Consider the following 25,110-nt stretch of genomic DNA (forward strand, 5'->3'; position numbering starts at 1 on the left):
GATTTTAAAAGTCCAATGACAATCCTACTTGTACGGTAAAGGGTCTAGGATAAATATTGTTGTCAATTCCGTTGGTTATTTCCGGATCCAGACCGTCATATTCCGTAATTAGGAAAACATTCTGTAAAGTACTGAAAATGCGCATTCTTGTATCCTCTTTCCATAGCTTGTTAATGGTATAACCCAGGGTCATGTTGTCCATTCGAATAAAGGATGCATCACGTACATAATAGTCCGAAAATGTTATCTGATTATTGGTCCCTTGAAAGTTCGATTGTAAAACCGAGGTGGCCACATTTCTTAGGTCCTGACCAATGTTCAGATTTCTATAATTACCACGGTTAAGGTCAATACCATTATAATTATAATTACCATAATTGGCACGGGCCGAAAAGCTAAAGTCCCACTGCTTATAATTAAATCTACTGTTCAAGCCAAAGATTGCCAATGGGGCCGCTTGCTTGTATGGTCTTCTATCCAAATCATTGATTATGTTATCGTTGTTCAAGTCTCTTACGGTACCTTCAATGGGCACCCCCTGTTCATCATAGATCTGTTCAAAGACAAAGTAGCTTCTGGTGGGTTCACCGACCAGATGCCATTGTGCACCGTCATCTCCGCCAATACCTATCAGAGAGGTTCCGCTTACGGGAATACCGCTTCCGGGATTATTGCCGGTTAAAAACAGGCGCTCAACTTGATTATCATTATATGCAAAATTGAAACCGAGATGCCATGAAAAATCATCTCTTTCGAAAATAGCGGCATTCAAGAAAAACTCCACCCCTTTGTTGGTAAGGCTTCCGATGTTTGTGGGGAGACGGTTTGTAAGGTTACTGCCTGCCGCAACATTGACCGTACTCAACAAATCTTCCGTCTCACGGTAATATGCCTCTATGGCTCCATTTATACGGTTGTTGAAGAGGCCGAAGTCCAAACCAATATTGTAGGTTGTGGTCTCTTCCCATTTAATGTTCGCATCAAAAGGTTGTGCCCGAATGGTGGTAATGAAGACAGGGTTGCCGTTGGCATCTTGACCCAATTGTGTGGATGCCCCATTTTCACTGGGAGCAAACTGGGGTAAAAAGGGTTGGGTATCGGTTCCTTGAAGCACATCCTGCTGCCCGGTTATACCCCAACCCAACCTTAGCTTTAAATTGGAGAGCGTTTTAGAGTTGGCCAGGAAATCCTCCTCGGTAATGTTCCATGCCAAGGCAGCAGCTGGGAAATTACCCCATCTATTATCACCTCCAAATCGAGAAGAACCGTCCCTTCTGTAAGTGAGTGTCAATAGATATCGGTCCTTTAAGGTATAGTTGAACCTTCCGAAGAATGATTGCAGGTTACTTTCCAAAATGGTGTTGATAATCAGAGGGTCTCCGACACCATCTCCACGTAAATCCACACTCATTCTATCTTCATAAAAATTTTGATAGGAATAACCTGCTGTAAAGTCAAGTCGGGAGTCGATCTTATCAAATTCTTTGGCATACTTTAAATAGAAGTCCATGAGTTTGTTCTCTTCATCCTGCTCAAAAGTTCTGATTCGACCGTCCACGATGGCCTGGGCAGCCAAAGTTGGAGGTTGATTATCCGTACCGTCGCCCATGGATTTATCAATTCCCAGGTTCAAGGTCGCTGTAATATCTGGAAAGAAATGCAGTTGATAATCAAACTTCGCGTTCCCGACAAATCTTCTTGCAATGGCACCGTTGTCCCGAAGTTGCAGAAGTGCAAGAGGATTGTTTATGGTATTGGTGGTCGCGGTTCCATCATTTTCATAGTAATCAAAAAATCCCCCTGGAAGGGATGCATCAAAAACTGGTTGGGTTGGGTCAAATTCCAAAGCGCTGCCAATGGCACCGGTATCGGCAAAGTTGTTTTCCACATAAGAGCCCCTACCGTTAATTTCTATCTTGAGTTTATCATCGAATAGTCGTGGTGTAACATTAAGGGAGAGCGTGGTACGTTCCAAAGCCTCAGTTTTTAGAATTCCATCTTGTTGTGTATATCCTATGGAGGCCCGGAAGGGTATGCCTTTAATACCTCCACTCACGCTAAAATTGGTGTCGGTTCCCAAAGCTGATGAAAAGATTTGCTCTTGCCAGTTGGTATTTGCCGGCCCAAGATCTTCAACACGGTTAGGCAAGCGCTGTCCAATAAGTTCTCTATAATCCTCGGCACCGAAAACACCTATGACCTCTTTAATGGTACTTGCGGAAGCAGAGGTGTTCAATGAAAATTTTAGATCTCCAGTGGCTCCCTTTTTGGTGGTGATGATGATTACCCCGTTAGAAGCCCTTGAGCCGTAGATTGCCGTGGCAGAGGCATCCTTAAGAATGGAAAAAGAGGCAATATCGTTGGGGTTAACGAAATCAAAAACGTTTCGTGAGCCGGAATTACGTTGTTCATCGGCCCCAGGGCTGTCCAATGGAACACCATCTACGATGATCAAGGGGTCATTACTGGCGTCCAAGGAGGACCCTCCCCGTATACGTATTTGACTTCCACTTCCGGGTGCACCCCCATTGGTCGTAATGTTTACACCTGCAGCCTTACCTACTAAAAGATCTTGTGGTGAAGCAATGAAACCTTGGTTCAGCTCTTCCTCAGTTACCCCGATCACGGAACCAGTTGCATCTTTTTTGGTGGTGGTGCCATAACCAATGATTACAATCTCATCCAGTTGCTGTGCATCTTCAACGAGAGTCGCGTTCAATGTGGGTCCAGAAACGGTAAGTTCCAAAACTTGGTAACCCACATAGGAAAATTGCAGGATATCTCCAATGCTGGCAGCTATCTGATAATTTCCGTCAAAATCTGTACTAGTACCCGTGGAAGTTCCCTTGATAATAATTGTGGCACCGGGCAGGGGAGACCCTGTGGTCTGCTCAGTGACCGTTCCACCAACTGTGATTTGTGCAAAAATCATCACGGGAAAAACAAATAGGATAACTAGAAGAAACTTTTGTACTATTTTCATAAAGTTTTTTAGCTATTGCTTATTTGGTTATTGTTAAAGCATTGTTAAGAATCCCTGAAAAGTATGTAATTTTTATATTACAAAATTTGTTTCTGAAGGGTCCTGGCCACTTACAACGTTTTACGGTTAAAAACTTTTTGTTGACAACTGCTAAAAAAGTGTGCTAAGTAGAAAACAATGATAAACTTTATACTTTTCAATCGCTAAATTCGTATTTGCCATGAAACAAAGAATGACCCTAAAGAAGATTGCCAGGGAGTTGGGTTTATCTATTTCTACTGTTTCCAAGGCACTTCATAACAATAAGCTGATAAGTCAGGAAAATCGAGATAAAGTGCAGGCGTTTGCCCAGCATCATAATTATCGTCCCAACAGTATTGCGATAAATCTCAAAAACAGAAAATCAAAAACGATCGGTTTGATCATCCCTGAAATAGTACACTATTTTTTTGCCAAGGTGATCAGTGGAATCGAAAAGGTGGCCAACTCAAAAAGTTATAACGTTGTGATTGGACTGTCCAACGAATCCATGGAAAAGGAGATTATCAACATGGATCTTTTGGCAGATAGCGGTATTGACGGTTTCATTATTTCCCTTTCTAAAGAAACGTTGCTCAACAAAGACTACCACCACCTTAAAGAATGCATAGACCAAGGTATTCCGGTGGTTATGTTCGATAGGGTGGTGGACGAATTGGATAGTGATAAGGTAATTGTTGACGATAAGGAAGGTGCAAGAAAAGCCGTTTCGCTCTTATTGAAAACTGGTTGCAAAAAGATTTTGTTGCTCACTACCAAGGATTATATCAATATTGGAAAACTGCGGACCGAAGGATATATTGAAGCGTTGAATGATTTTGGGATAGAGGTGAACGATAATCTTATCGTAAAAGTGGACGATATTGGGGGGATGGATGAGTACCAGGTTTTTCTGGAGGCGGAGATCAACAAGAAACTGGATGTGATTCCTGATATCGACGGGGTCTTTGCTGTAAATGAAACCTATGCCGTTACCGCTTTGAATGTGGCTCGAATGAGGGACCTTAAAATTCCCGATGATCTTTCAGTTATAAGTTTTTCCGATGGCATCCTTTCCCAACATTCGCGCCCAAGTCTTACCACGGTAAAGCAGCATGGCGAAAAAATGGGACAATTGGCTGCAAAAATCTTGATCGATACTTTGGAAGCTGATGAGGACCAATCCATTTTTACCACCCACATTGTTAAAACGGAGTTGGTTGAGCGTGATTCCACTAAGAAAGGTTTCAGCGGAAATCCTTAAAATTTAGACTTTTTTCAAAGCACATAACGTAAATCAATAAAATTATGAGATCTACTTTTTTAATCGCGCTGTTGTTCTACAGCATTTCGTTTTTTGGTCAAATTGAAAAAGTGGAGCCACCCTTTTGGTGGAGTGGTATGCACAATCCCTTACTTGAAATTATGGTTTATGGCAAGGATATTGGCAGTTATGATGTCACCATCAAGGAGGGAGTAACCCTATCCGGAATCATCAAAACAGAGAATCCAAATTATGTGTTTATTACTGTGGATACCAAGAAAATGCCTGCAAAAAAGTTTGACATCGAGTTTTCCAAAGATGGCCGGGTCGCTTTCTCCCAGCCGTATGAGCTTAAAGAACGTAGGGATAATTCAGCCTTAAGAAAGGGGTACGATTCCAGTGATGTGATCTACCTCATCATGCCTGATAGATTCGCGAACGGAAATCCAGAAAATGATTCCCATCCAGACCTGAAGGAAAAGGCGGACAGAGGTTTTGATGGTGGCCGTCATGGTGGGGATATTCAAGGCATTATCGACCATTTGGACTACATAAAAGATTTGGGGGCCACCGCCATTTGGAGTACTCCGCTGCTGGAGGATAATGACGAACGCTATTCATACCACACCTATGCGCAAAGTGATGTCTACCGAATCGACCCTCGGTTCGGCACCAACGATGACTACAAACGCCTGGCCGATGAAATGCACGAAAGGGATATGAAGTTGATAATGGATTATGTGACCAACCATTGGGGCATTGAGCATTGGATGATGAAAGACCTGCCTACATACAATTGGATCAATCAATGGCCGGGATATCTAAATACTTCGTATCGTATGACCACCCAGTATGATCCAAATGCTTCCGAAGCAGATTACAAGCATTGTATGGATGGATGGTTTGTACGCTCCATGCCCGATTTGAACCAAAAAAATCCCTTAATGCTCAACTACTTGATCCAAAATGCTATTTGGTGGATTGAATTTGCAGATTTGGATGGATTTCGTGTGGATACCTACTCTTATAATGACAAAGAGGGTATTGCAAAATGGACCAAAGCCATAATGGATGAATATCCCAATTTCAACATTGTTGGTGAGGTGTGGCTACACGACCAGGCACAGATTGCCTACTGGCAGAAAGACAGTGCCATAGGGGCGTTACAAAGCTATAACACCCATTGTCCAAGTGTCATGGACTTTACCCTTCACGACGCGATTATGGAAGTGTTCCACGAACAAGAGGCCAGACGGGACAAAGGAGTTGTCAAAATCTACGAAAATATGGTCAACGACTTTTTGTATCCCGATATCAACAATATCATGGTCTTTGCCGAAAACCATGACACACCGCGAATCAATGAAATCTACCCCAATTTCGAGGATTATCGATTGGTGATGACCCTTTTGGCCACCATAAGGGGTATCCCCCAAATTTATTACGGCACCGAAATTGGAATGAAGGGCAAGAAAGAAGTAGGTGATGGCGATATCCGGAGGGACTTTCCCGGCGGATGGCCCAAGGATAAAAACAACGCCTTTACAGAATCAGGACGTACCGACCAGCAAAAAGCCTATTTCGATTTTACAAAAAAGGTTCTTAACTGGAGGAAGGACAAAGAGGTGATCCATACTGGAAAGACGATGCAGTTCGTTCCAATGGACAATGTTTACGTTTTCTTCCGATACAATGATGGCAAAAGGGTGATGGTCATACTAAATAACAGCTCAAAGCCCCAAGAACTTGAACTATCTCGGTTTCAAGAAATGCTTGGAGGATATGGTCAAGGTCTTGAAGTGATTTCGAACAAAAAAATCTCCTTGGAAGGTACACTGGAAGTCCCAGGCAAATCGCCTATGATTATCGAAATTCTATGATAGTATATCCAGTTTGGTAAAGTCAATCCGTTTTTTAATGTTATAATTTTCCAACTTATATAATGCCAATCTTGTCCGGTTGACGGCATTGTAATGTCACGTGCCATACGGTCATTACCACCCTTATTTTTTTTGTTGATGGTTGACATATAAAAAAAAAGCCCCTTATAAGGGGCTTAAAATACTATTGTGCAGCGCTCCAGGGAGGTACCACCCCATTGGAACGTGCATAGGCAATCAATTGGCCTTTGTGTTCTCCATTGTGCTCCATGATGATAAGCAAACCGGAAAGTTGGTTGAACTTACCGAATCCGAAGTCCACTTCTTCATCAAAATTTTCAGATTCCACCATTTCGATTTTGTCAAGGACAAATGCATTTGATTTTTTAAGTGCTGCAACAATGTTCTCTTTTCCGGTTACCTTGCCCAAATTCATCATGTCCACATCATCAGGAGGTGCAAAACCCAATTTGGAGGCCAAATAGTAGTTGGCCCCTGCGATGTGCATCAATGCCTCGCCCACAGAGTTCACTCCTTCCATGGGTCTCCAATCATATTGTTCTTCCGAGAAAGCTTCTGCTAGTTGAAGTACCTGGCCCTGATTGTAGGCAAGCATGCCTTTTATGGACGAGGTAACGGTGTTGCCTTCCTCTTGGCAGAAGGCCAGAAGAGCGGTAAAGCTTAAAAATAGGGTTGTCAATTTTTTCATTTTGCCATAGTTTATTTGAATCAGATTCAATGTACTAAATATATTCAGTTTTCCATGCTAAACACGGTACTTAAATTAATCTAAAGCCCTATGAAACGTAAACTTTGGATTATCCCAAAAACGGATAGCGATAATCTTCAGGAGTAACAAAGGTCTCTTTGATGAGTCTAGGTGATACCCAACGCAACAAGTTCTGTGCGGAACCAGCCTTGTCGTTGGTTCCCGAAGCCCTCGCCCCGCCAAAGGGTTGCTGGCCAACCACGGCTCCAGTGGGTTTATCATTCACATAAAAGTTCCCGGCACAGTTTTGCAGTGCCTTCGTAGCTTCTTCAATGGCATAGCGGTCTGTGGACAACACGGCTCCTGTGAGCGCATATTCAGAAGTGCCGTCAACCAATTTCAATGTAGCGGACCAATCCTTATCTTCATAAATATAAACCGTGACCACGGGACCAAAAAGTTCGGTACACATGGTTGTGTACTTAGGGTCTTGGGTCAAAATTACCGTCGGTTCTATAAAATAACCTACAGACTTGTCGTAACCACCTCCTGCAATAATTTCAGCATTTTTGTCCGCTTTGGCTTGGTCAATATATTTGGCCAGTTTATCAAATGATCCTTCATGGATTACTGCGGTAATAAAGTTGCTCATATCCGCTGGAGATCCAGGTTTGTTGAAGGAGGCAATATCCTTTTTCACCAATTCCAAAACCTCATTGGCGATGGATTTAGGAAGATAGACCCTTGATGCCGCACTGCATTTTTGACCTTGCAATTCAAATGCGCCCCGAATGATGGCTGTTGATACTTGTTTTGGTTTGGCCGACGGATGGGCGATTATAAAATCTTTGCCTCCAGTTTCGCCTACTATCCTGGGATAGGTTTTATAGGTATGGATGTTGGTCCCGATTTGTTTCCAAAGTTCTTTGAACACAAAGGTGGAACCCGTAAAATGAAGTCCAGAGAAATCGGGGCTGGAAAGTACGGTATCGGTGATCATTACAGGGTCTCCAAAAACCACATTGATGACCCCGTCAGGCAGTCCAGCTTCCTTAAAAACATCTATAATGACCTTTGCGGAAAAAACTTGACTGTCACTGGGTTTCCATAGGACCACATTGCCCATCATGGCTGCGCTGGCCGGCAGGTTTCCTGCAATGGCGGTAAAATTGAACGGGGTTATGGCATATACAAAACCTTCCAAAGGACGATATTCCACCCTGTTCCAAATGCCTTCTGAAGATTCAGGTTGTTCACCATAGATCTGCGACATGAACTCCACATTGAAACGCAAAAAATCGATAAGTTCGCAGGCGGCATCTATCTCTGCCTGATGGATGGTCTTGGATTGGGCCATCATGGTGGCCGCATTTATTTTGGCCCTGTACGGGCCGGCCAACAGTTCGGCAGCTTTCAAAAAGATGGCCGCACGCTGCTCCCATGGAAGATTGGCCCATGCATCCCTGCTTTCCAAACCATTGGTAATAGCTTCCTCAACATGCTTTTTTTCGGCCAAATGGTAATGACCTACCACATGCTTGTGCTCATGGGGAGGCGACATCGGCCTGGTATTCCCAGTCTTTATTTCTTTTGATCCAATATAGAGAGGGACCTCAACGTTTCCATTGTAGTAGGTATTATATTGATTGAGGACTTCTTCCCGCTCTGGAGAGCCGGGAGCATAACTCTTTACGGGTTCGTTATATGCTGTTGGAACTTGAAAAAAACCGTTTCCCATGATGCTTTTTTTAGGGTGTTAAAAATTCCATCAAAGGTAATGAATCGCAAAAGGAATAGAAAAAGATCTTTGATCAGTTTATTGCAAAAGGTGCGGCAAACTTAAAAGTGGGTATGTCCACTTCAAACTCTTCGGATGTTGTGAAGTTTACCATATGGTAATGGCCCTGCATGGCCCCAATTGGTGACGCCAACAGGCAACCCGAACTATAGGTGTGCGACTTACCTGGTTTGATCACGGGTTTTTTACCGATGACACCCTCGCCGTCTATGGTCTCCATTTCCTTGAGGGCATCAAAAATATCCCAATGTCTGGCAATCAACTGAACGGTATCCTTGCTCAGGTTTTCTATGGTGATGTTGTACCCAAAGGCATAGTGCATCTTATAGTTTTTGAAAAAAGTGCCTTCAAAAGTGGTTTGGACCGATACTTTGATTCCTTTGGTGACTTGTGTGAACATAGATCAATAGGTAAAAATGCTCCCAGTGAACAAAGCGATTACGGCAAACAGTGCCAAAACGCTGAACATTGTGTTCAAAAAGAGGTATTTCAAAATTGTTTTAAATCTTCCCTGTCCATAAAATTTCCGCATGGCCTTATACAGATATATCCCAAAAATAATTAAAAAAATACCTGCACTTGACTTATCGAAAATAGTGTCTATGATTAGGCTAAGGATGAGCAAGATAAATAATAATGACTGGTTGTGGAAACTAAATATAAGATGATCGGTGTAGGTATATTTTTTTCTGATGTAGACCAGCCAAATGAACACCGCAAAGACCGGTAAAAAGAAAAATATAACAAAAGGCAGCTTGGAAATTGTTGAATTGATGAATGAACCGGGCTCCCGGACCACCTTGACTATACTGCTGGCCAAATTGAAGGCCATTTTGTCGTTCTGGTTATCGGGAACGCCATATTTTGTATTGGCCTGCCCAAAGTCTTCAAGGTTGTCGTGCCTGATCATGTTGGTGAAGAATTCAATCTTATTGCCAAGGCCCGCAAATCCTTTTTCGTCCTTTATGGACTCATAATAGGACTTGGGCTCGGCAAGCATAATGGAATCCTTGTTGGGATCATCGCTTCCAAAATTCAGCAGGCCCAAAGAATCCAGTTCATGAATTCCTTCGTTTATTTCCGCGGTGTTCACATGGGCTGAATCCAATTTGGCCAAAACCTTATCGGTTCCTTGCTTTATCTTGGCACTGTCCGCAAGTATTTTGTTGTTCCAAAGATCGACGCGGATACGATCATTCCCTGTTTTTTGGTCATATTCCTTGGCCAATCGGTCCAGATTATCAAATTGGTTGTTATAAGTGACCATCAAAAAATATAGAAAGGCCAGACTCAACAGGAATCGGAAAGGGTTGGTATAGGAAATACGCTTTCCCTCAATATAGTCCTTGGTTATCCTGCCCGGCCTCAGAAGGAGGGCGTACAGAGTTTTCAAAAGCTTGGAGTCGTAATTGATCAAGCTGGATAGGAATTCATCAAAAAAAACCTTAAGTGTAAGTTTTTTGGTGCTATTGGCTTGTGAACAATTGGGACAATACTTGTCGCTCATATCCAAAATATGCCCACAATTGAGGCATTCGGTCCCCCGGAACTTGAGTTCATACCTTCCTTTGGATATCAAACCAGTTTTTTTGGCCACCGGGATAAGATTTTCCTTAAATATAGTTAATTGCTGATGTTTCTGGAATTCACCGATCCAATTCCGATGATACTGTCGTACAATTCACCAAAATCCCGATAATAGACCAAAATCAGGTAATTGTTTTCGGTGAAATGGAAATTCCCGCTCACATAATTCATGTCCACAGTGCCATCGGAACGCTCCACTACGTACTTATAATTGTAAAAACCTTGCTTTATGGGAAGGCTGAGTTCAAAGTTTCCGCTTTCGGGATTAAATGCCATTTTGTTTTCCTCGCCCAAATCATAGTTGTTGAATTTTCCGATGACGTACACATTGTCCAGACCAATTTCGTTGGAATAAGGTAGGCCAAAATGCACCTGGGAATATTCGGCCTCCCGCGAAACATCCTCTCCTTGCAAGGTCCGCACTACAAAATCGCCATTTATATCGGGAAAATAGGTATAGGGCTGGTCGTATCGGTATTGGTTTGGAAACAGATAATGATGGTACAAGTCCTTGAACTCAATTTTGGAAATTGCGAATGTAGGGGACCGCAGGTCCTTGGTGTCAAAGTTCAAAAATTCGTTCCCGCCATAAAAACTTGTCTCCTGGTCGTAGCGGTAAACCAATTCTGTGCCAATGGTAAACTGTGGCTGAATGTCGTAAAGGGCGGTGGGCCAAAAATGGTTTTGTAAGATGGCCACCTTGATTTCCTTTTTTGGATTTATGACCGGAAATGCTGCAGTATTTATATTGAACTGTACCACCTGTTTCTCATTCAAGAAATCAAAATCACGTGATCTTCTGACCGCACCACCGACCGTGACCAAATTTCGATAGACCACAAAACGCCGTGAGAACTGAAGTTCTCCGTAATAATTGTAAATCTCCAGCACATAGTTCCCGCTCACTTTCAACCTGATATTTTCATTGGGGATGGTCAACCTATAATTGGAATAGGGCTGTAGGGTATTGTAACTGTTTTCGTAGTTGATGATCCGTTGGTTGTCCATGCCAACCAAATATTGCGACTTCAAAAGCTGAGATGGCGTCCAATCATAATCGCAATGAACAATTTTGTAGTAGTAGTCCTGTTCACTGGCGGTCAGGTCATCGAACTCTAGGGTAATGGCCTCCCTCAACTCTACGACCGGGAACTGGTCCTCCGTCGGTCCTTTAAAGATAACCGTCTTTATGTGGGTAGGGGGATTGACCTCTTCCTGTACCTGGGCAAAAATGCCGGAAACAAAAAAGAACAACCACATTTGTTTGATCAAAAAACGCATTTAGGGCCAAATTTGGAGGTAAAGGTAAACAAAAAGTGTGCCCTTAAAATTTGACTCGATGTAATTCCAATTTTAATGGACAATAATTATGAAAACAATCCTTTAAGTGCTAAATTTGCGGCAATTTCGATAACAAAAGGTCTACAACAATATGTCCAAAGACATCCGGATTAAAAAGGGGTTGAACATCAATCTCGTAGGGGCAGCAGAACAGACTACTTCCAAAGCCGTTTCTAGCAACACATACGCCCTAAACCTAAACGATTTTCACGGGATTACACCTAAAATGTTGGTCAAGGAGGGAGAAGAGGTAAAAGCAGGGGAACCCTTGTTTTATGATAAGACAAAGCAGGATATGCATTTTGTTTCTCCCGTTAGTGGAGAGCTGGTTGAGATTGTACGTGGTGCCAGAAGGCGCATCCTTACATTGAAGATCTTGGCGGACAAAGAGCAGGATTACATGATCCACAAAGTGCCCGACCTGGATACCGCCGATGCAGAGGAGTTGAAGACCTATCTGTTGCAAACTGGTGGATGGCCCTTTATAAAGCAGCGTCCTTACGATGTTATTGCCGATCCCGATGCAACACCCAAAGCCATATTCATCTCCGGTTACACCACGGCTCCTTTGGCAGCGGAATTGGATTATGTATTGGATGGCAAACGACAGGAATTGCAGGCTGCTGTAACAGCTCTTTCTCGGTTCACACCGGGAAAAATTCACGTTTCGGTGGGCAAAAAGGGTGATTCTGTATTGGAACGAATGAAGGGCGTAGAGCTTCACAAAGTTTCTGGACCCCATCCGGCCGGATTGGTGGGCACCCAGATCAATAAAATAGATCCCATCAACAAAGGTGAGGTCGTTTGGACCATCACACCACAGGATTTGGTCATCTTGGGCGAGCTATTGTTGACAGGTAAATTCAATGCGGAGCGCATTGTGGCCTTGGCTGGATCTGTGATCAAGAATCCGAAATACTACATCACCAAAATTGGAGCTGAGATATCCACATTTCTTTATGCCAGTGGCGTAAAAGAAGAAAAATTCAGGTTGATAAACGGTGATGTGCTTACAGGTTCACGCACGAACACAGAAGGGTTCCTTGGATTTTACAACAACACGGTGACAGCAATCCCGGAAGGGGACGATTATGAGTTTTTCGGATGGAACAAACCTGTTTTTGACAAGATATCCCCGACAAGGGCATTGACCTTTTCATGGTTACAGCCCAAAAAGAAGTACGATTTGGATACCAATACCAATGGCGAGCATAGGGCATTTGTGGTCACTGGTCTATACGAAGAGGTGTTTCCAATGGATATTTATCCCTTACAATTGTTAAAGGCATGTATGGTAAAAGACTTGGATGAAATGGAACAATTGGGGCTGTACGAAGTGGCACCCGAGGATTTCTCGCTTACCGAGTTCGTCTGTATCTCAAAACAACCGCACCAACAGATAATCAGGGAAGGATTGGATCTAATGCAAAAAGAATTAGGATAATATGGGCATGAAAGACAAATTACATCAGCTTAAAGTAAAGTATCAGGGCAAAAAAATGGCCCCTGCATTCAATGCACTCCATACTTTTCTCTTTACACCCAACGAAACAACACATTCCGGGTCACATGTTAGGGCGGCGGACGATTTGAAAAGGACCATGAACACAGTGATCCTTGCCCTTGTTCCTTGCTTGTTGTTTGGTATGTTCAATACAGGATATCAGCATTATTCCGCCATAAACGGCTTTCCGGAGAGCTTTTCTGTGCTTGAGCACTTTTTGACCTGGGAAAACTTTTGGTTGGGCTTTATCACCGTGATTCCGTTGGTAGTGGTATCCTATGGAGTGGGTCTTGCCATTGAGTTTTTGTTCGCGGTCATCAAGGGCCACGAGGTGGAAGAAGGCTACTTGGTCACAGGAATGTTGGTCCCACTAATTGTTCCGGTGGACACGCCGCTTTGGATGTTGGCCGTAGCGGTCGCTTTCGGCGTTGTCATTGGCAAAGAAGTCTTTGGTGGAACTGGAATGAATATTTTAAATCCAGCCTTGACCATCCGCGCCTTTTTGTTCTTCGCCTATCCAACCTGGATGAGTGGGGACAAGGTATGGGTACACGGAGCTGTTGAAAGGGCAGGAACCGCGGATGCCATTTCTGGTGAGACCGTATTGGGGTATTTGGCCCAGGGGAACACAGGAGAACTTTACCAAAAATATGATTTGGCCGAAATGTTCTACGGATTCATTCCCGGCTCGGTAGGGGAAACATCTACATTCTTGATTCTCTTGGGAGGCCTGTTCTTGATTTTTTCCAAAATAGCCTCCTGGCGAATCATGGTCAGTGCCGTAATCGGTTCTTTGGTCATGGGATTGATTTTCAATGGCATAGTGGATGCCGGATGGATTCCAGAGTATAGCAAGTTTTACACCCTTATGAGCTTTGATTTCTGGCAACATTTGATAGTGGGAGGATTGGCTTTCGGTATCGTTTTCATGGCGACGGACCCGGTTACCGGTTCCCAGACCAATAGGGGAAAGTGGATCTACGGTTTCTTGATCGGATTCCTTTCTGTTATGATTCGTGTATTCAATCCAGGCTACCCAGAGGGTGTGTTCCTTGCCATCCTATTGATGAACGTTTTCGCACCTACCATTGACCACTACGTGGTTCGAGGAAATGTCAACAGAAGAATGAAACGATTGAAAACAGCGACCATCTATCCAAGTGCTTCGGATGAGGTTGATACATTAAAAACGGAAACAGCACAATAATGGCACTAAACACAGATAAAAATAGCTACACCGTAATCTTTGCAGCAATAATGGTAATTGTTGTAGGGTCACTTTTGGCCTATCTGGCTACCGGACTCAAGGCCCGCATCGACGAAAATGAACGTTTTGAAAAACAGCAGAACATTCTTTATGCCATGGGGATCAACCGCAATGAAGGCGATGGAGACGTGAGTTTTGTTCCCACCACGGAAGTGGAAAGTGTGTTCTCCGATTACATTACCAAACAATTATTGGTAGATCCCAGTGGAAATACTGCTGAGGACAACGAGGCATACCTTGTTGACATGAAAAAGCAGTTGAATGCACTGAAAAGTGGGCAAAATGCCAAACTACCCTTGTTCATAGGGGAGAAAGAAGGCGAAAAGTTCTATATCATACCCATGTACGGTAAGGGACTTTGGGATGCCATTTGGGGATTCATATCTGTGGATGACAATATGGTGGTGCAGGGCGTCTACTTTGACCACAAGAGTGAAACACCCGGATTGGGCGCCAACATCAAACAACGTTTTTTCATGGACGATTTTGTAGGGGAGTCGATTTTGGATGGTAACAGCTATGCTGGAGTGGATGTTGCAAAAGGAAACAACGACCCCCTCAACCAAAACAAAGAGGACAATGAAGTGGATGCCCTCGCAGGGGCCACCATTACAGGAAATGGAGTGTCCGCCATGATCAAGGAAAGCCTGAAGCTTTATAGACCTTATTTAGAAACCATTAGAACAAAATAATATGGCGCTGCTATCAAAAAAGGATGCAAATCTGATTTTAGACCCATTGGCGGACAATAACCCCATAACCATTCAAGTGTTGGGAATATGTTCTGCCCTGGCAATCACCGCGGAACTAAAAGCTTCCGTGGTCATGGCCATTTCCGTGATTTTTGTGTTGGGCGTAGGTAACGTTGTCATCTCCTTGATGCGAAACATCATCCCATCAAAAATTAGGATCATCGTACAATTGGTGGTCGTGGCGACCTTGGTGATTATTGTGGACCAAGTGCTGAAAGCCTTTGCCTATGAATTGAGCAAGACCCTTTCCGTTTTTGTGGGACTGATTATTACCAACTGTATCATCATGGGGCGTTTTGAGGCCTTTGCCCTTGGCAACGGGCCTTGGAAATCCTTTTTGGATGGTATCGGGAACGCACTGGGTTATGGTGTGATACTTATCATAGTAGGATTTTTCAGGGAACTATTGGGTTCCGGGACCCTTTTCGGTATTCAGGTGTTGGGCGACCCAGTGGCCAAGACCGGACTTTATGCCTTGGGCTATGAAAATAACGGATTCATGATCATTCCTCCTGCGGCCTTGATTGTAGTGGGAATTATTATTTGGGTACAACGGTCCAGGAACAGGGCCTTAATCGAAGAAGCATAAATAGGAAGCTATGTTAGAGCATTTAGAACTTTTTTTCAAGTCGATTTTTATAGACAACATGGTTTTTGCTGTCTTTTTGGGCATGTGTTCCTATTTGGCGGTTTCCAAGAAGGTCTCCACTGCGGTGGGTCTGGGTGCCGCGGTAATCTTTGTCCTGGGTGTTACGGTGCCATTGAACTGGTTGTTGGACCAATATCTTTTGCAAGACGGGGCACTGGCTTGGTTGGGACCGGAATATGCTGAGTATGACCTTGGTTTCCTTTCCTTCATCCTGTTCATTGCTACCATAGCGACCATGGTTCAATTGGTTGAAATCGTGGTGGAGAAGTTTTCACCCGCACTCTATAATTCACTGGGTATCTTTTTGCCGTTGATTGCGGTTAACTGTGCCATTTTAGGGGGATCCCTTTTCATGCAGACCCGTGAGATTCCTAACCTGGGATTGGCCTTCAACTACGGAATTAGCTCTGGGATTGGATGGTTCCTGGCCATTCTGGCAATAGCCGCCATCCGGGAAAAAATCAGGTATTCCAACGTACCCGCACCACTTAGGGGACTTGGAATCACTTTCATCATCACAGGGTTGATGGGGATTGGGTTCCAAAGCTTTGGGGGCATGTTGACCGGGGACAACGAACCACCGGAACCAACACAGACCACCACGGCCAAAACCGAAGAGGAAAAAGAAATCAAAAAAGAGATTGTTGAGGAAGAAAACACGGTCTCATATAACGAAGTTGTAAATAAGTAATGATGATATTAGCAAGTACTGGAGGTACCATTTTAATTACCATTGTAGCGTTTCTCATCTTGTTGCTGATGTTGGTGGCCTTGTTGTTGTTCACCAAGGAGAAATTGTCCCCATCGGGACCGGTTACCATCACCATAAATGGTGAAAAACAAGTGGAAGTGGCATCGGGCAGTTCACTTTTGTCCACTTTGGGGAACCAGAAAATATTTTTGCCATCAGCTTGTGGTGGTGGCGGAACCTGTATTCAGTGCGAGTGCCATGTACTTTCCGGTGGAGGGGAGGCCCTGCCGACGGAAACACCGCACTTTTCCAAAAAAGAGCTTCAAGAAGGGGCACGATTGGCTTGCCAGGTGAAGGTGAAACAGAACATGGAAATTACCATCCCTGAAGAGGTTTTCGGTATCAAGAAATGGGAAGGGACCGTGGTACGTAACTTCAATGTGGCCTCTTTCATTAAGGAATTTGTGGTGGAAATCCCAGAGGATATGAACTACAAGGCTGGGGGCTATATCCAGATTGAAATTCCACCCTGCGAGATAAAATACGCTGATATCGACATTACAGCGCACCCGGAAGAACATGAGACGCCGGATAAGTTCCAGGCCGAATGGGATAAGTTTAATCTGTGGCCGTTGGTCATGAAAAATCCTGAAACGGTGGAGCGCGCCTATTCTATGGCCTCATACCCGGCTGAGGGAAGGGAAATCATGTTGAATGTACGTATTGCCACACCACCATGGGATCGTTCCAAAAATGGATGGATGGATGTAAATCCCGGTATTGCTTCCTCGTACATTTTCTCCCTAAAACCTGGCGATAAGGTAACGATATCAGGACCTTTTGGTGAATTCTTCATCAATGAGTCCGATTCTGAAATGCTTTATGTAGGTGGGGGAGCTGGAATGGCACCAATGCGTTCGCACCTGTATCACTTGTTCAAGACCTTGAAAACGAACAGAAAAGTGACCTACTGGTACGGGGGACGTTCCAAGAGGGAATTGTTCTACATCGACCATTTTAAACAGTTGGAGAATGACTTTCCAAATTTCAAGTTCTATATGGCACTTTCAGAGCCTCTGGAAGAGGATAATTGGAAAGTAAAGAAAGATATAAATGATGAGGAAGGTGATGGCTTTGTTGGATTCATCCACAATTGTGTCATCGACAATTACCTTAATCACCATGAATCACCGGAGGACATCGAACTTTATTTCTGTGGCCCACCCTTGATGAACAAGGCAGTTCAGAAAATGGGTGAGGATTTTGGTATTCCCGATGAGAATATCAGATTCGATGATTTTGGAGGGTAATTAGTTTAAAAATTTATCACCTCGAGCGCCTGCCGTTGGACAGGAGGGCAGTCCAGAGGTCATTAAAAAACCAAACCGATGTAATAGCACTGCATCGGTTTTTTTATCATTGTGGTATGGGAAGGGAACTATCTGAACAGGAATTACATAATCTGGCCATGAATATCGTGGGGAGGGAACTGGAATCCGATGGTTTTGAATTTATGGCCATCAACAGCAAACTAAAAAAGAACCCGCAATACGTCTGCCTCAAGGAAAAAGTGCTCCACTTCATCGTTGTTCGGAATGTGGAATTTCCCAATGATCCCAGGGAGTACGACGAATCCTTGATGCAAAAGGTAAAGGACCATGCCCTGAAATTTGAGGCCAGGACCTACTTCGTAGGGGTTGGACTTTCCAATGCAGCCGACCAAAACCTGCCCGTCTACTTGAATGAAGAGTATATTGTTGACTATCAAGGACTAATTGAGATTTAGATGAAAACGAAGCTGGCCATTCTTGCTTGCACAATTTTGTTTTTGGGCTGTACTACCTCATGGGTTAAAAACCAAAATCGGGGCAATGCCCTGGGTACCACATATTCCATTATCTATATGGCTGACGGCCCTTTGGATTTTCAACGGGAGATTGACTCTGTACTCCAGGTGTTGAACCAATCCCTTTCCACGTACATCCCCACTTCCGATATTTCCCGGATAAATGATGGGGATTCAACAGTGGTCGTTGATCATATGTTCCAAGAGGTATTTGAGGTTTCCACCCAGGTGCATGGAGCTTCCAATGGCTATTTTGACCCTACAGTAGGTGTTTTGGCCAATGCTTGGGGCTTTGGACCAGGGGAACCAATGAATTTGGACAGCCTTAAAGTGGACAGTCTTTTAAAATATGTGGGTTGGGAGAAGGTTAGGTTGATGGGTGACAGAACCATCCAAAAGAACCATCCGGGCATCCGTTTTGACTTCAATGCAGTTGCCAAAGGCTATGCCATAGATCGTTTGGGCGCCCTGTTGGACACCAAAGGAATCAAAAACTATCTGGTGGAAGTTGGGGGGGAAATCCTGGCCAAGGGCACCAACGTGGTTTCGGATAAGAAATGGACCGTTGGCATAGATGATCCACAGGTGGAAACGGGTCGGCAGCTAAAATTGATTGTTTCCTTGGAGGATAGGGCCATGGCTTCTTCAGGGAACTACAGAAAATTTAGGATAGACACAGAAACGGGTGAAAAGTTTGTGCACACCATTGATCCCAAAACTGGGTACACAAAAAATTCCCATGTGCTGGCAACCAGTGTTGTAGCGCCAAATTGTGCACAGGCAGATGCATTTGCCACGGCATTCATGGCAATGGATTTGGAGGATTCCAAAATGGTTTTGAAGGAGCAGGGCCAACTGGAGGCCTACATTATTTATTTGGATGATGAGGGAAATACCCAAGAATTTATGACCCAGGGATTTGCCGAACTGATCGTGCAATGACTATTTTTTTACGAGCGGAATGATTTCTCTCTGCGCCAATCGGTACCTCTCGATATCATTTTGTGATAGTTTTTCTGTGTACAGCACCTCTTCTACCGTGAATCCGGCCGACCTCAATTTGTCAAAATAATCCCTCCCATAAATACGTACATGGTCGTATTGGCCAAAAATACGGGCACGTTCCTTTTTGTCGGTAATGGAATCATCCTCAAAGGTTTCTTTTCTATCCAAGTCTTGAGGAATCTGAAAAATACCCCATCCTGCAGGTTTCATGACCCGATATAGCTCCCGCATGGCACGACCATCATCAGGAATATGTTCCAGGACATGGTTGCACAGGATTACATCGAAGGTATCATCAGGGAAGGGAAGATTGCAGATATCCGCCTTCACGTCTGCCAAGGGCGAATTAAGATCTGTAGTGATATAGTCGATGTTCTTCAACTTTTTAAATCTGGAATAAAAGGCCTGCTCGGGTGCAAAATGAAGCACTTTCAGTTTCTTGTTGAAAAAATCCGTTTCATTTTTCAGATATAACCATAAAAGACGATGCCTTTCCAACGACAGGGTGGAGGGAGAAAGTACATTTTCCCGTGGGTTTTCATACCCGTAGGGCAAAAATTTTCTGAAGCTTTTTCCATCGATAGGATCCGTAAATCGATTCCCTTTTAACCAAAAAGCGATTATCGGTCGTACCCAATAGCTCAATCGAATGAGTAAGGGTCTTGGAATTAAATTCAGGAAGTACCTAAAAAGTTTTGACACGAATGGCTCTAATTATCACAAATTTTAAAGCAATACTCTTTTATAGCTAAGACTATCCTCCCCAAAATTAATTATTATACCTAGTTGTATTTTGGATGCTGCCAAATAGTTCAAGGTTTGTTTTACATGACTACTATTAAGTTTCTCTACGGCTTTAAGCTCCAGGATGATTTTGTTGTCCACCAAAAAATCAGCATAGTAATGATGCTTTAGCGTTTTTTCTTTGTAGACGATTTCGAACTTGACTTCCTTTTGGTATGGAACCCCATTCTCTTTTAACTCAATTTCCAACGCTTCGCTATAAACCGCCTCACTGAAACCTTTTCCTAACTCATTATGGATATCCATGCATAAACCTATAACAAAGTAGGACTCATTTTTAAAAATGATTTGGGACATTTATTAGTGTAATTAGTGAAATATGTGTCATAGAAGAATCTTATCATCTACAACACGAATTTTTTAATTCTAAACTCATCTTCTTCATGGCTTGTAATCCCAAGGGCATCATAGATATATTGGAACGTGGACAAAAGTTCAGGCTTTCCATCAATCAGGGCAACATCATGTTCGAAATGCGCACTGGGTTTACCGTCGGCAGTCAAAATGGTCCATCCGTCCTTGAGTTGTTTGATTCGCCGAGTTCCCATATTTATCATAGGTTCTATGGCCACTACCATTCCATTGACAAATTTCTTACCGCGCCCACGCTTTCCGTAGTTGGGCATTTGGGGATCTTCGTGCAATTCCCTTCCAAGGCCATGTCCCACTAACTCCCGCACCACACCATACCCATGGTCCTCACAATGTTTTTGGATGGCATAGCCTACATCGCCTACACGATTTCCTTCTTTAAACTGGCGAATTCCAACATAAAGCGATTCCTTGGTCACCCGAAGCAGTTTTTTAGTTTCTTCAGCTACTTCGCCCACTTCAAACGTATAGGCATGGTCCCCATAGAATCCATTTTTCACCGCTCCACAGTCCACAGAAACAATATCCCCTTCCTGCAACGGCTCATTGTTCGGTATACCATGCACCACTTGGGCATTTGGGCTCCAATTGAGTGTATTTGGAAAATCGTACATGCCCAAAAAGCCTGGTTCGGCGCCCTGTTCCCTAATGAACTCCTCGGCCATTTTATCCAGTTTCAATGGATTGGCTCCCGGTTTAATTTCAGTTGCCAACATACCCAAGGTACGGGAGACTACCAATGCACTCTCGCGCATCAGTTCAAGTTCTTCCGATGTCTTTATTTTTATCATGGACGCAAAGATACATTGATTTCATAAAAACAGAGGGCACTTCATGGTGTCGTCATAACCGCTTTAGGCCTTTTGCCCCTTTTTTGTCGGCTTCCATGATGCTGATAGCATATCCTCCACCCGGAGCACAATACTGGCTTAACTTTGATTTGTTGTTGACCCGGAATTTTTTGATTTGATATGCCTTGGGATTATTTTTATAATGTGCATCCTTGGCATCACCATACAAGGTCATCACGTATTCTTTCCCAGCATCCAGAAAATCAAAAGAAATGTTTGAGGTTCTAGGTTGCTCATCATTGGTCCTCCCCACAAACCAATTGCTGGTCCCTTTTTCCTTGCGGGCGTAGGTGACAAAATCCCCAGGTTCGGCTTCCAGTACCAAACTTTTTTCCCAGTCAATACCAACATCCTTAATGAATTGAAAAGCATCCATATGTTTTTCATAATGTTTAGGTAAATCTGCGGCCATTTGCAAGGGGCTGTACATGGTAACATATAGGGCCAATTGCCTTGCGATGGTGGTATTGACCCAAGATTTGTTATTTGAACTGAGTTTGCTCATATCCTGTTCAAAAATACCCGGCGTATAATCCATGGGGCCTCCAATAAGTCTGGTAAAAGGGAGAATCGTGGTATGGTCCGGATTGCTTCCACCAAAGGCTTCATATTCCGTTCCTCTTGCGGACTCATTTCCGATAAGGTTGGGATAAGTGCGGGACAGTCCTGTGGGTCTTACCGCCTCATGGGCGTTTACCATGATCTTATACTCTGCTGCTTTCTTAACGGCGTACAGATAGTGGTTTACCAGCCATTGCCCATAATGGTACTCACCTCGGGGAATAATATCCCCCACGTATCCACTCTTTACCGAATTATAGTTGTTATCCACCATAAATTGGTAAGCGGCATCCATATGGCGTTCGTAATTTCTAACAGCGCCTGAAGTTTCATGGTGCATCATCAGACGTACACCTTTTTCGGCAGCATAATCTCGAAGTCCCTCAACATCAAAATCGGGATATGGGGTCAGGAAATCGAACACATAATCCTTGGATTTTCCAAACCAGTCCTCCCATCCTACGTTCCAGCCTTCCACCAACACTTGGGAAAATCCATGGGCGGCAGCAAAATCAATGTAGCGTTGTACCTTTTCCGTATTGGCTGCATGTTTGCCATTGGGTGTCAAGCTGTTGAAATCGGTATGCTCTAATTTCACACTTGGGACATCTGCATAGGACCAGTTGCTTTTTCCCGTAATCATTTCCCACCAAACACCGATGTATTTAACAGGCGTAATCCAAGAAGTATCTTCATAAGCGCAGGGTTCGTTTAAATTCAAAGTAATGGTAGACGTCAGAATATCCCCTGCATTTTTACTGGCCATTATGGTACGCCAAGGCGTATTTCGAGGGGCTTGCATGTACCCTTTGTTCCCAACAGCATCAGGGGTTAAATGGGATTCAAACACGAAATTTTCCTCATCCAGCTCCAAATGCATGCACGAATACTCCACCAAGGCAGCTTCATGAATGTTGATATAGGTGCCATCATCGGTCTTCATCATCAGGGCGGTTTGGACCCCTGTTTTTGAAAATGGGGTTTGCGAGGCATTCGGAGTGATGGCCCCTGCCATCAAACTGGAAATCTCCGAGAGCTTGGATGTGATGTAATCGTATTCCTGGGTATCATAATCGCCCGGAATCCAGAAGGCTTTATGGTCACCGGTCATCGCAAATTGGGTTCTTTCTTCGGTAATGACGAAATAAATCAGGTTTTCCTGTTCCGGAAATTCGTACCTAAAGCCCAGCCCTTCATCAAAAAGCCTAAAACGAAGGTTGACGTAGCGCTCTGTCGCATCTTGTTTCAATTGGACGAAAAGCTCGTTGTAGTGATTCCTGATTTCGGCCTGTTCCCCCCAAACCGGGTTCCAGGTTTCATCATAAGTGCTCTTTTCCGTGTCGACTATGGAAAAGCCATCCAAAAGATTTTCCATTTCCTTTAGTTCGAGACCCAACGTGCTTGGTTTTACAACTTCTTTGCCATCCAAGGATAATTGATAAGTGGGTACCCCAGCTTCAAGGGTGAATGTCATTTGCAGTTTGCCATTGGGCGAAGCCAATTCTTGACCTACGATCAAATAGGGCAATATGAATAGAAAATATAGGATCAATTTTTTCATTGGTGGAAATTAAACAAGAGAATTTTGTGTCATTACCTTGGGTTGCGGTACGCCCATTAGCTTTAAAATGGTGGGTGCAATATCGCCGAGAATGCCATCTTTTATTTTTTTGATGTCCCTGTCCACCAAAATAAGTGGAACGGGATTGGTGGTATGGGCCGTGTTTGGGCTTCCATCAGGGTTTATCATGGTGTCACAGTTACCATGGTCGGCAATTACAATGGTGGAATAGCCATGTTCCAATCCGGCAGTGATAACGGCCTTGGCACATTCATCCACCGTTTCGCAGGCTTTGATGGCCGCTTCCATTACCCCGGTGTGTCCAACCATATCTGGATTTGCAAAGTTGAGGCAAACGAAGTCCACCTCTTCTTTTTCCAGTTCGGGGATAATGGCGTCCCTTACTTCATAGGCGCTCATTTCTGGCTGCAAATCGTAGGTGGCCACTTTGGGAGAGGGGCATAGAATGCGCTTTTCTCCCTCAAAGGGTTCTTCCCGACCGCCATTGAAGAAAAAGGTAACGTGCGGATACTTTTCGGTTTCGGCTATCCGTATTTGCTTTTTATGGTGCTTGGAAAGTATTTCGCCCAAGGTATCTTTTATATTTTCTTTGTCGTATACCACCTTCACATTTTTGAAGGTGTCATCATAATTGGTCATGGTAACGTAGTAGAGGTCCATCTTGTGCATGTTCTGCTCATGGAAATCTTGCTGACTAAGGACCTGGGTGAGTTCCCTTCCGCGATCGGTCCTGAAATTGAAGAAGATGACCACATCTCCCTCCTTGATCTTTGTCAACGGTTCTCCCTGGCCATCGGTCATGACCAGTGGTTTTATGAATTCGTCCGTGATGCCTTCGTCGTAGCTTTCTTGGAAGGCTTTTTCCACATCCTTGGATTTTTTTCCGATGGCGTTCACCATCACATCATAGGCCAATTTAACCCGTTCCCAGCGTTTGTCGCGGTCCATAGCATAATAACGACCGACCACCGTGGCCAGTTTGGTATTCTTATCGGTACAGAAGTCCACAATGTCCTTTAAAAAACCTTTTCCACTTTTTGGGTCAACGTCACGGCCATCGGTAAAGGCATGCACAAAGGATTTTTCGACTTCGTTGTCCTGAGCGGCTTGAATCAGCGCTTTTAGGTGATCAATATGACTATGAACCCCGCCATCACTAATAAGTCCCAAAAAATGAACAGCTTTGTTATTGGACTTGGCATGTGAAAAAGCCTCTTTGAGGACTGGCTCTTTTTTGAGCGTGTCTTCTTGCACTGCCTTGTTGATTTTAGCCAGATCTTGGTACACGATTCGTCCCGCACCCAGATTCATGTGACCGACCTCGCTGTTGCCCATTTGTCCTTCGGGCAATCCCACGTTCATGCCATCTGTGAGCAATGTGGCATTTGGATACTGGCCATAAAGTGAATCAATAAAAGGGGTATTGGCCTGTTCAATGGCTGAAACCTTGGGGTCCGGGGATTTGCCCCAACCGTCCAAGATCATGAGGATTACTTTTTTGTCCATCTTTTAAAGTTGTAGTCCAAAAATAGGACGATTTGTCTCAAACCCCTAGTCTTTTGGCGGTTTTCTGATTGAAGATTTGTTAATAATCCGTAAGGAAAAATGTGAAGTTGTTAAAGTTTGGTTATTTAACTGTTAATGCT

General features: G+C 43.8%; 21 protein-coding genes. 10 read left to right on the top strand and 11 right to left on the bottom strand.

All coding sequences use genetic code 11. From position 1 onward, the window contains the following. Positions 1-4: 4 nt before the first annotated feature. The gene (locus K7G75_RS06805) at positions 5-2,983 is read right to left on the bottom strand and encodes a SusC/RagA family TonB-linked outer membrane protein (protein ID WP_222983508.1); all 2,979 of its coding nucleotides are present in this window, start codon (positions 2,981-2,983) and stop codon (positions 5-7) included. 220 nt (positions 2,984-3,203) lie between these two features. Between K7G75_RS06805 and K7G75_RS06810 the strand changes: the two genes are divergently transcribed. Both K7G75_RS06810 and K7G75_RS06815 read left to right on the top strand, forming a co-directional pair. Further along, on the top strand, positions 3,204-4,265 hold the full coding sequence (locus K7G75_RS06810) for a LacI family DNA-binding transcriptional regulator (protein ID WP_222983509.1): 1,062 nt from the start codon (positions 3,204-3,206) through the stop codon (positions 4,263-4,265). 44 nt (positions 4,266-4,309) lie between these two features. Then, a complete protein-coding gene (locus K7G75_RS06815) occupies positions 4,310-6,145 on the top strand; it encodes a glycoside hydrolase family 13 protein (protein ID WP_222983510.1) in 1,836 nt (611 codons plus the stop codon). 184 nt (positions 6,146-6,329) lie between these two features. Here the strand turns inward: K7G75_RS06815 and K7G75_RS06820 are convergent, their stop codons facing one another. The 5 genes from K7G75_RS06820 to K7G75_RS06840 all read right to left on the bottom strand — a co-directional run bounded on the left by K7G75_RS06820 (position 6,330) and on the right by K7G75_RS06840 (position 11,520). Continuing rightward, positions 6,330-6,854: a DinB family protein gene (locus K7G75_RS06820; RefSeq protein ID WP_222983511.1), complete on the bottom strand. Its 525-nt coding sequence runs from the start codon at positions 6,852-6,854 to the stop codon at positions 6,330-6,332. Positions 6,855-6,963: 109 nt separating this feature from the next. Next, positions 6,964-8,592 (bottom strand): L-glutamate gamma-semialdehyde dehydrogenase, encoded by a 1,629-nt coding sequence (pruA, locus tag K7G75_RS06825; protein WP_222983512.1) that lies wholly within the window; start codon positions 8,590-8,592, stop codon positions 6,964-6,966. Between the two features lie 73 nt (positions 8,593-8,665). Then, on the bottom strand, positions 8,666-9,052 hold the full coding sequence (gene apaG, locus K7G75_RS06830) for a Co2+/Mg2+ efflux protein ApaG (RefSeq protein WP_222983513.1): 387 nt from the start codon (positions 9,050-9,052) through the stop codon (positions 8,666-8,668). 3 nt (positions 9,053-9,055) lie between these two features. Further along, a complete protein-coding gene (locus K7G75_RS06835) occupies positions 9,056-10,231 on the bottom strand; it encodes a DUF3667 domain-containing protein (protein WP_262420274.1) in 1,176 nt (391 codons plus the stop codon). Positions 10,232-10,275: 44 nt separating this feature from the next. Then, positions 10,276-11,520, bottom strand: coding sequence for a type IX secretion system plug protein (locus tag K7G75_RS06840; protein ID WP_262420275.1), 1,245 nt, complete (start codon positions 11,518-11,520; stop codon positions 10,276-10,278). A 151-nt stretch (positions 11,521-11,671) separates the two neighbouring features. Between K7G75_RS06840 and K7G75_RS06845 the strand changes: the two genes are divergently transcribed. The 8 genes from K7G75_RS06845 (at position 11,672) to K7G75_RS06880 (ending at position 19,231) form a co-directional block, all read left to right on the top strand. Further along, positions 11,672-13,024, top strand: coding sequence for a Na(+)-translocating NADH-quinone reductase subunit A (locus tag K7G75_RS06845; RefSeq protein WP_222983514.1), 1,353 nt, complete (start codon positions 11,672-11,674; stop codon positions 13,022-13,024). A gap of 1 nt (position 13,025) precedes the next feature. Then, positions 13,026-14,291, top strand: coding sequence for an NADH:ubiquinone reductase (Na(+)-transporting) subunit B (locus tag K7G75_RS06850; RefSeq protein WP_222983515.1), 1,266 nt, complete (start codon positions 13,026-13,028; stop codon positions 14,289-14,291). Then, positions 14,291-15,043, top strand: a complete 753-nt coding sequence (locus tag K7G75_RS06855; protein ID WP_222983516.1) for a Na(+)-translocating NADH-quinone reductase subunit C — start codon at positions 14,291-14,293, stop codon at positions 15,041-15,043. Before K7G75_RS06850 ends, K7G75_RS06855 begins: the two co-directional genes overlap by 1 nt. 1 nt (position 15,044) lies before the next feature. Next, entirely contained in the window at positions 15,045-15,692 is a 648-nt protein-coding gene (locus K7G75_RS06860) for an NADH:ubiquinone reductase (Na(+)-transporting) subunit D (protein ID WP_222983517.1), read from the top strand. A 10-nt stretch (positions 15,693-15,702) separates the two neighbouring features. Further along, complete coding sequence (gene nqrE / locus K7G75_RS06865; RefSeq protein ID WP_222983518.1) at positions 15,703-16,443, top strand: NADH:ubiquinone reductase (Na(+)-transporting) subunit E; 741 nt, start codon at positions 15,703-15,705, stop codon at positions 16,441-16,443. Positions 16,444-16,445: 2 nt separating this feature from the next. Continuing rightward, on the top strand, positions 16,446-17,753 hold the full coding sequence (gene nqrF, locus K7G75_RS06870; protein ID WP_417950403.1) for an NADH:ubiquinone reductase (Na(+)-transporting) subunit F: 1,308 nt from the start codon (positions 16,446-16,448) through the stop codon (positions 17,751-17,753). Between the two features lie 116 nt (positions 17,754-17,869). Continuing rightward, complete coding sequence (locus K7G75_RS06875; RefSeq protein ID WP_222983520.1) at positions 17,870-18,229, top strand: Na(+)-translocating NADH-quinone reductase subunit F; 360 nt, start codon at positions 17,870-17,872, stop codon at positions 18,227-18,229. Next, positions 18,230-19,231, top strand: coding sequence for an FAD:protein FMN transferase (locus K7G75_RS06880; RefSeq protein WP_222983521.1), 1,002 nt, complete (start codon positions 18,230-18,232; stop codon positions 19,229-19,231). Here the strand turns inward: K7G75_RS06880 and K7G75_RS06885 are convergent, their stop codons facing one another. From K7G75_RS06885 to gpmI, 5 genes are read right to left on the bottom strand one after another with little or no spacing between them, the layout of a single operon-like run. Next, the gene (locus K7G75_RS06885) at positions 19,232-19,996 is read right to left on the bottom strand and encodes a class I SAM-dependent methyltransferase (protein ID WP_222983522.1); all 765 of its coding nucleotides are present in this window, start codon (positions 19,994-19,996) and stop codon (positions 19,232-19,234) included. A 24-nt stretch (positions 19,997-20,020) separates the two neighbouring features. Then, positions 20,021-20,395 (bottom strand): GxxExxY protein, encoded by a 375-nt coding sequence (locus tag K7G75_RS06890; protein ID WP_222983523.1) that lies wholly within the window; start codon positions 20,393-20,395, stop codon positions 20,021-20,023. 47 nt (positions 20,396-20,442) lie between these two features. Then, the gene (gene map, locus K7G75_RS06895) at positions 20,443-21,261 is read right to left on the bottom strand and encodes a type I methionyl aminopeptidase (protein ID WP_222983524.1); all 819 of its coding nucleotides are present in this window, start codon (positions 21,259-21,261) and stop codon (positions 20,443-20,445) included. A gap of 52 nt (positions 21,262-21,313) precedes the next feature. Beyond that, entirely contained in the window at positions 21,314-23,443 is a 2,130-nt protein-coding gene (locus K7G75_RS06900; RefSeq protein WP_222983525.1) for a glycoside hydrolase family 97 protein, read from the bottom strand. Between the two features lie 9 nt (positions 23,444-23,452). After that, a complete protein-coding gene (gpmI, locus tag K7G75_RS06905; RefSeq protein WP_222983526.1) occupies positions 23,453-24,970 on the bottom strand; it encodes a 2,3-bisphosphoglycerate-independent phosphoglycerate mutase in 1,518 nt (505 codons plus the stop codon). Between the last annotated feature and the right edge of the window lie 140 nt (positions 24,971-25,110).

The sequence above is a fragment of the Flagellimonas meishanensis genome (assembly GCF_019880545.1).
In the GTDB taxonomy this organism is placed as follows: domain Bacteria; phylum Bacteroidota; class Bacteroidia; order Flavobacteriales; family Flavobacteriaceae; genus Flagellimonas; species Flagellimonas meishanensis.

Bases quoted from the DNA above. Each gene is read 5' to 3' on its own strand.
- K7G75_RS06900 (WP_222983525.1), bottom strand. From the start codon at position 23,443: ATGAAAAAATTGATCCTATATTTTCTATTCATATTGCCCTATTTGATC.
- K7G75_RS06810 (WP_222983509.1), top strand. From the start codon at position 3,204: ATGAAACAAAGAATGACCCTAAAGAAGATTGCCAGGGAGTTGGGTTTA.
- K7G75_RS06805 (WP_222983508.1), bottom strand. From the start codon at position 2,983: ATGAAAATAGTACAAAAGTTTCTTCTAGTTATCCTATTTGTTTTTCCC.
- K7G75_RS06850 (WP_222983515.1), top strand. From the start codon at position 13,026: ATGGGCATGAAAGACAAATTACATCAGCTTAAAGTAAAGTATCAGGGC.
- K7G75_RS06855 (WP_222983516.1), top strand. From the start codon at position 14,291: ATGGCACTAAACACAGATAAAAATAGCTACACCGTAATCTTTGCAGCA.
- gpmI (WP_222983526.1), bottom strand. From the start codon at position 24,970: ATGGACAAAAAAGTAATCCTCATGATCTTGGACGGTTGGGGCAAATCC.
- apaG (WP_222983513.1), bottom strand. From the start codon at position 9,052: ATGTTCACACAAGTCACCAAAGGAATCAAAGTATCGGTCCAAACCACT.
- K7G75_RS06845 (WP_222983514.1), top strand. From the start codon at position 11,672: ATGTCCAAAGACATCCGGATTAAAAAGGGGTTGAACATCAATCTCGTA.
- K7G75_RS06840 (WP_262420275.1), bottom strand. From the start codon at position 11,520: ATGCGTTTTTTGATCAAACAAATGTGGTTGTTCTTTTTTGTTTCCGGC.
- K7G75_RS06815 (WP_222983510.1), top strand. From the start codon at position 4,310: ATGAGATCTACTTTTTTAATCGCGCTGTTGTTCTACAGCATTTCGTTT.
- K7G75_RS06860 (WP_222983517.1), top strand. From the start codon at position 15,045: ATGGCGCTGCTATCAAAAAAGGATGCAAATCTGATTTTAGACCCATTG.
- pruA (WP_222983512.1), bottom strand. From the start codon at position 8,592: ATGGGAAACGGTTTTTTTCAAGTTCCAACAGCATATAACGAACCCGTA.
- K7G75_RS06890 (WP_222983523.1), bottom strand. From the start codon at position 20,395: ATGTCCCAAATCATTTTTAAAAATGAGTCCTACTTTGTTATAGGTTTA.
- K7G75_RS06880 (WP_222983521.1), top strand. From the start codon at position 18,230: ATGAAAACGAAGCTGGCCATTCTTGCTTGCACAATTTTGTTTTTGGGC.
- K7G75_RS06875 (WP_222983520.1), top strand. From the start codon at position 17,870: ATGGGAAGGGAACTATCTGAACAGGAATTACATAATCTGGCCATGAAT.
- nqrE (WP_222983518.1), top strand. From the start codon at position 15,703: ATGTTAGAGCATTTAGAACTTTTTTTCAAGTCGATTTTTATAGACAAC.
- map (WP_222983524.1), bottom strand. From the start codon at position 21,261: ATGATAAAAATAAAGACATCGGAAGAACTTGAACTGATGCGCGAGAGT.
- nqrF (WP_417950403.1), top strand. From the start codon at position 16,446: ATGATATTAGCAAGTACTGGAGGTACCATTTTAATTACCATTGTAGCG.
- K7G75_RS06820 (WP_222983511.1), bottom strand. From the start codon at position 6,854: ATGAAAAAATTGACAACCCTATTTTTAAGCTTTACCGCTCTTCTGGCC.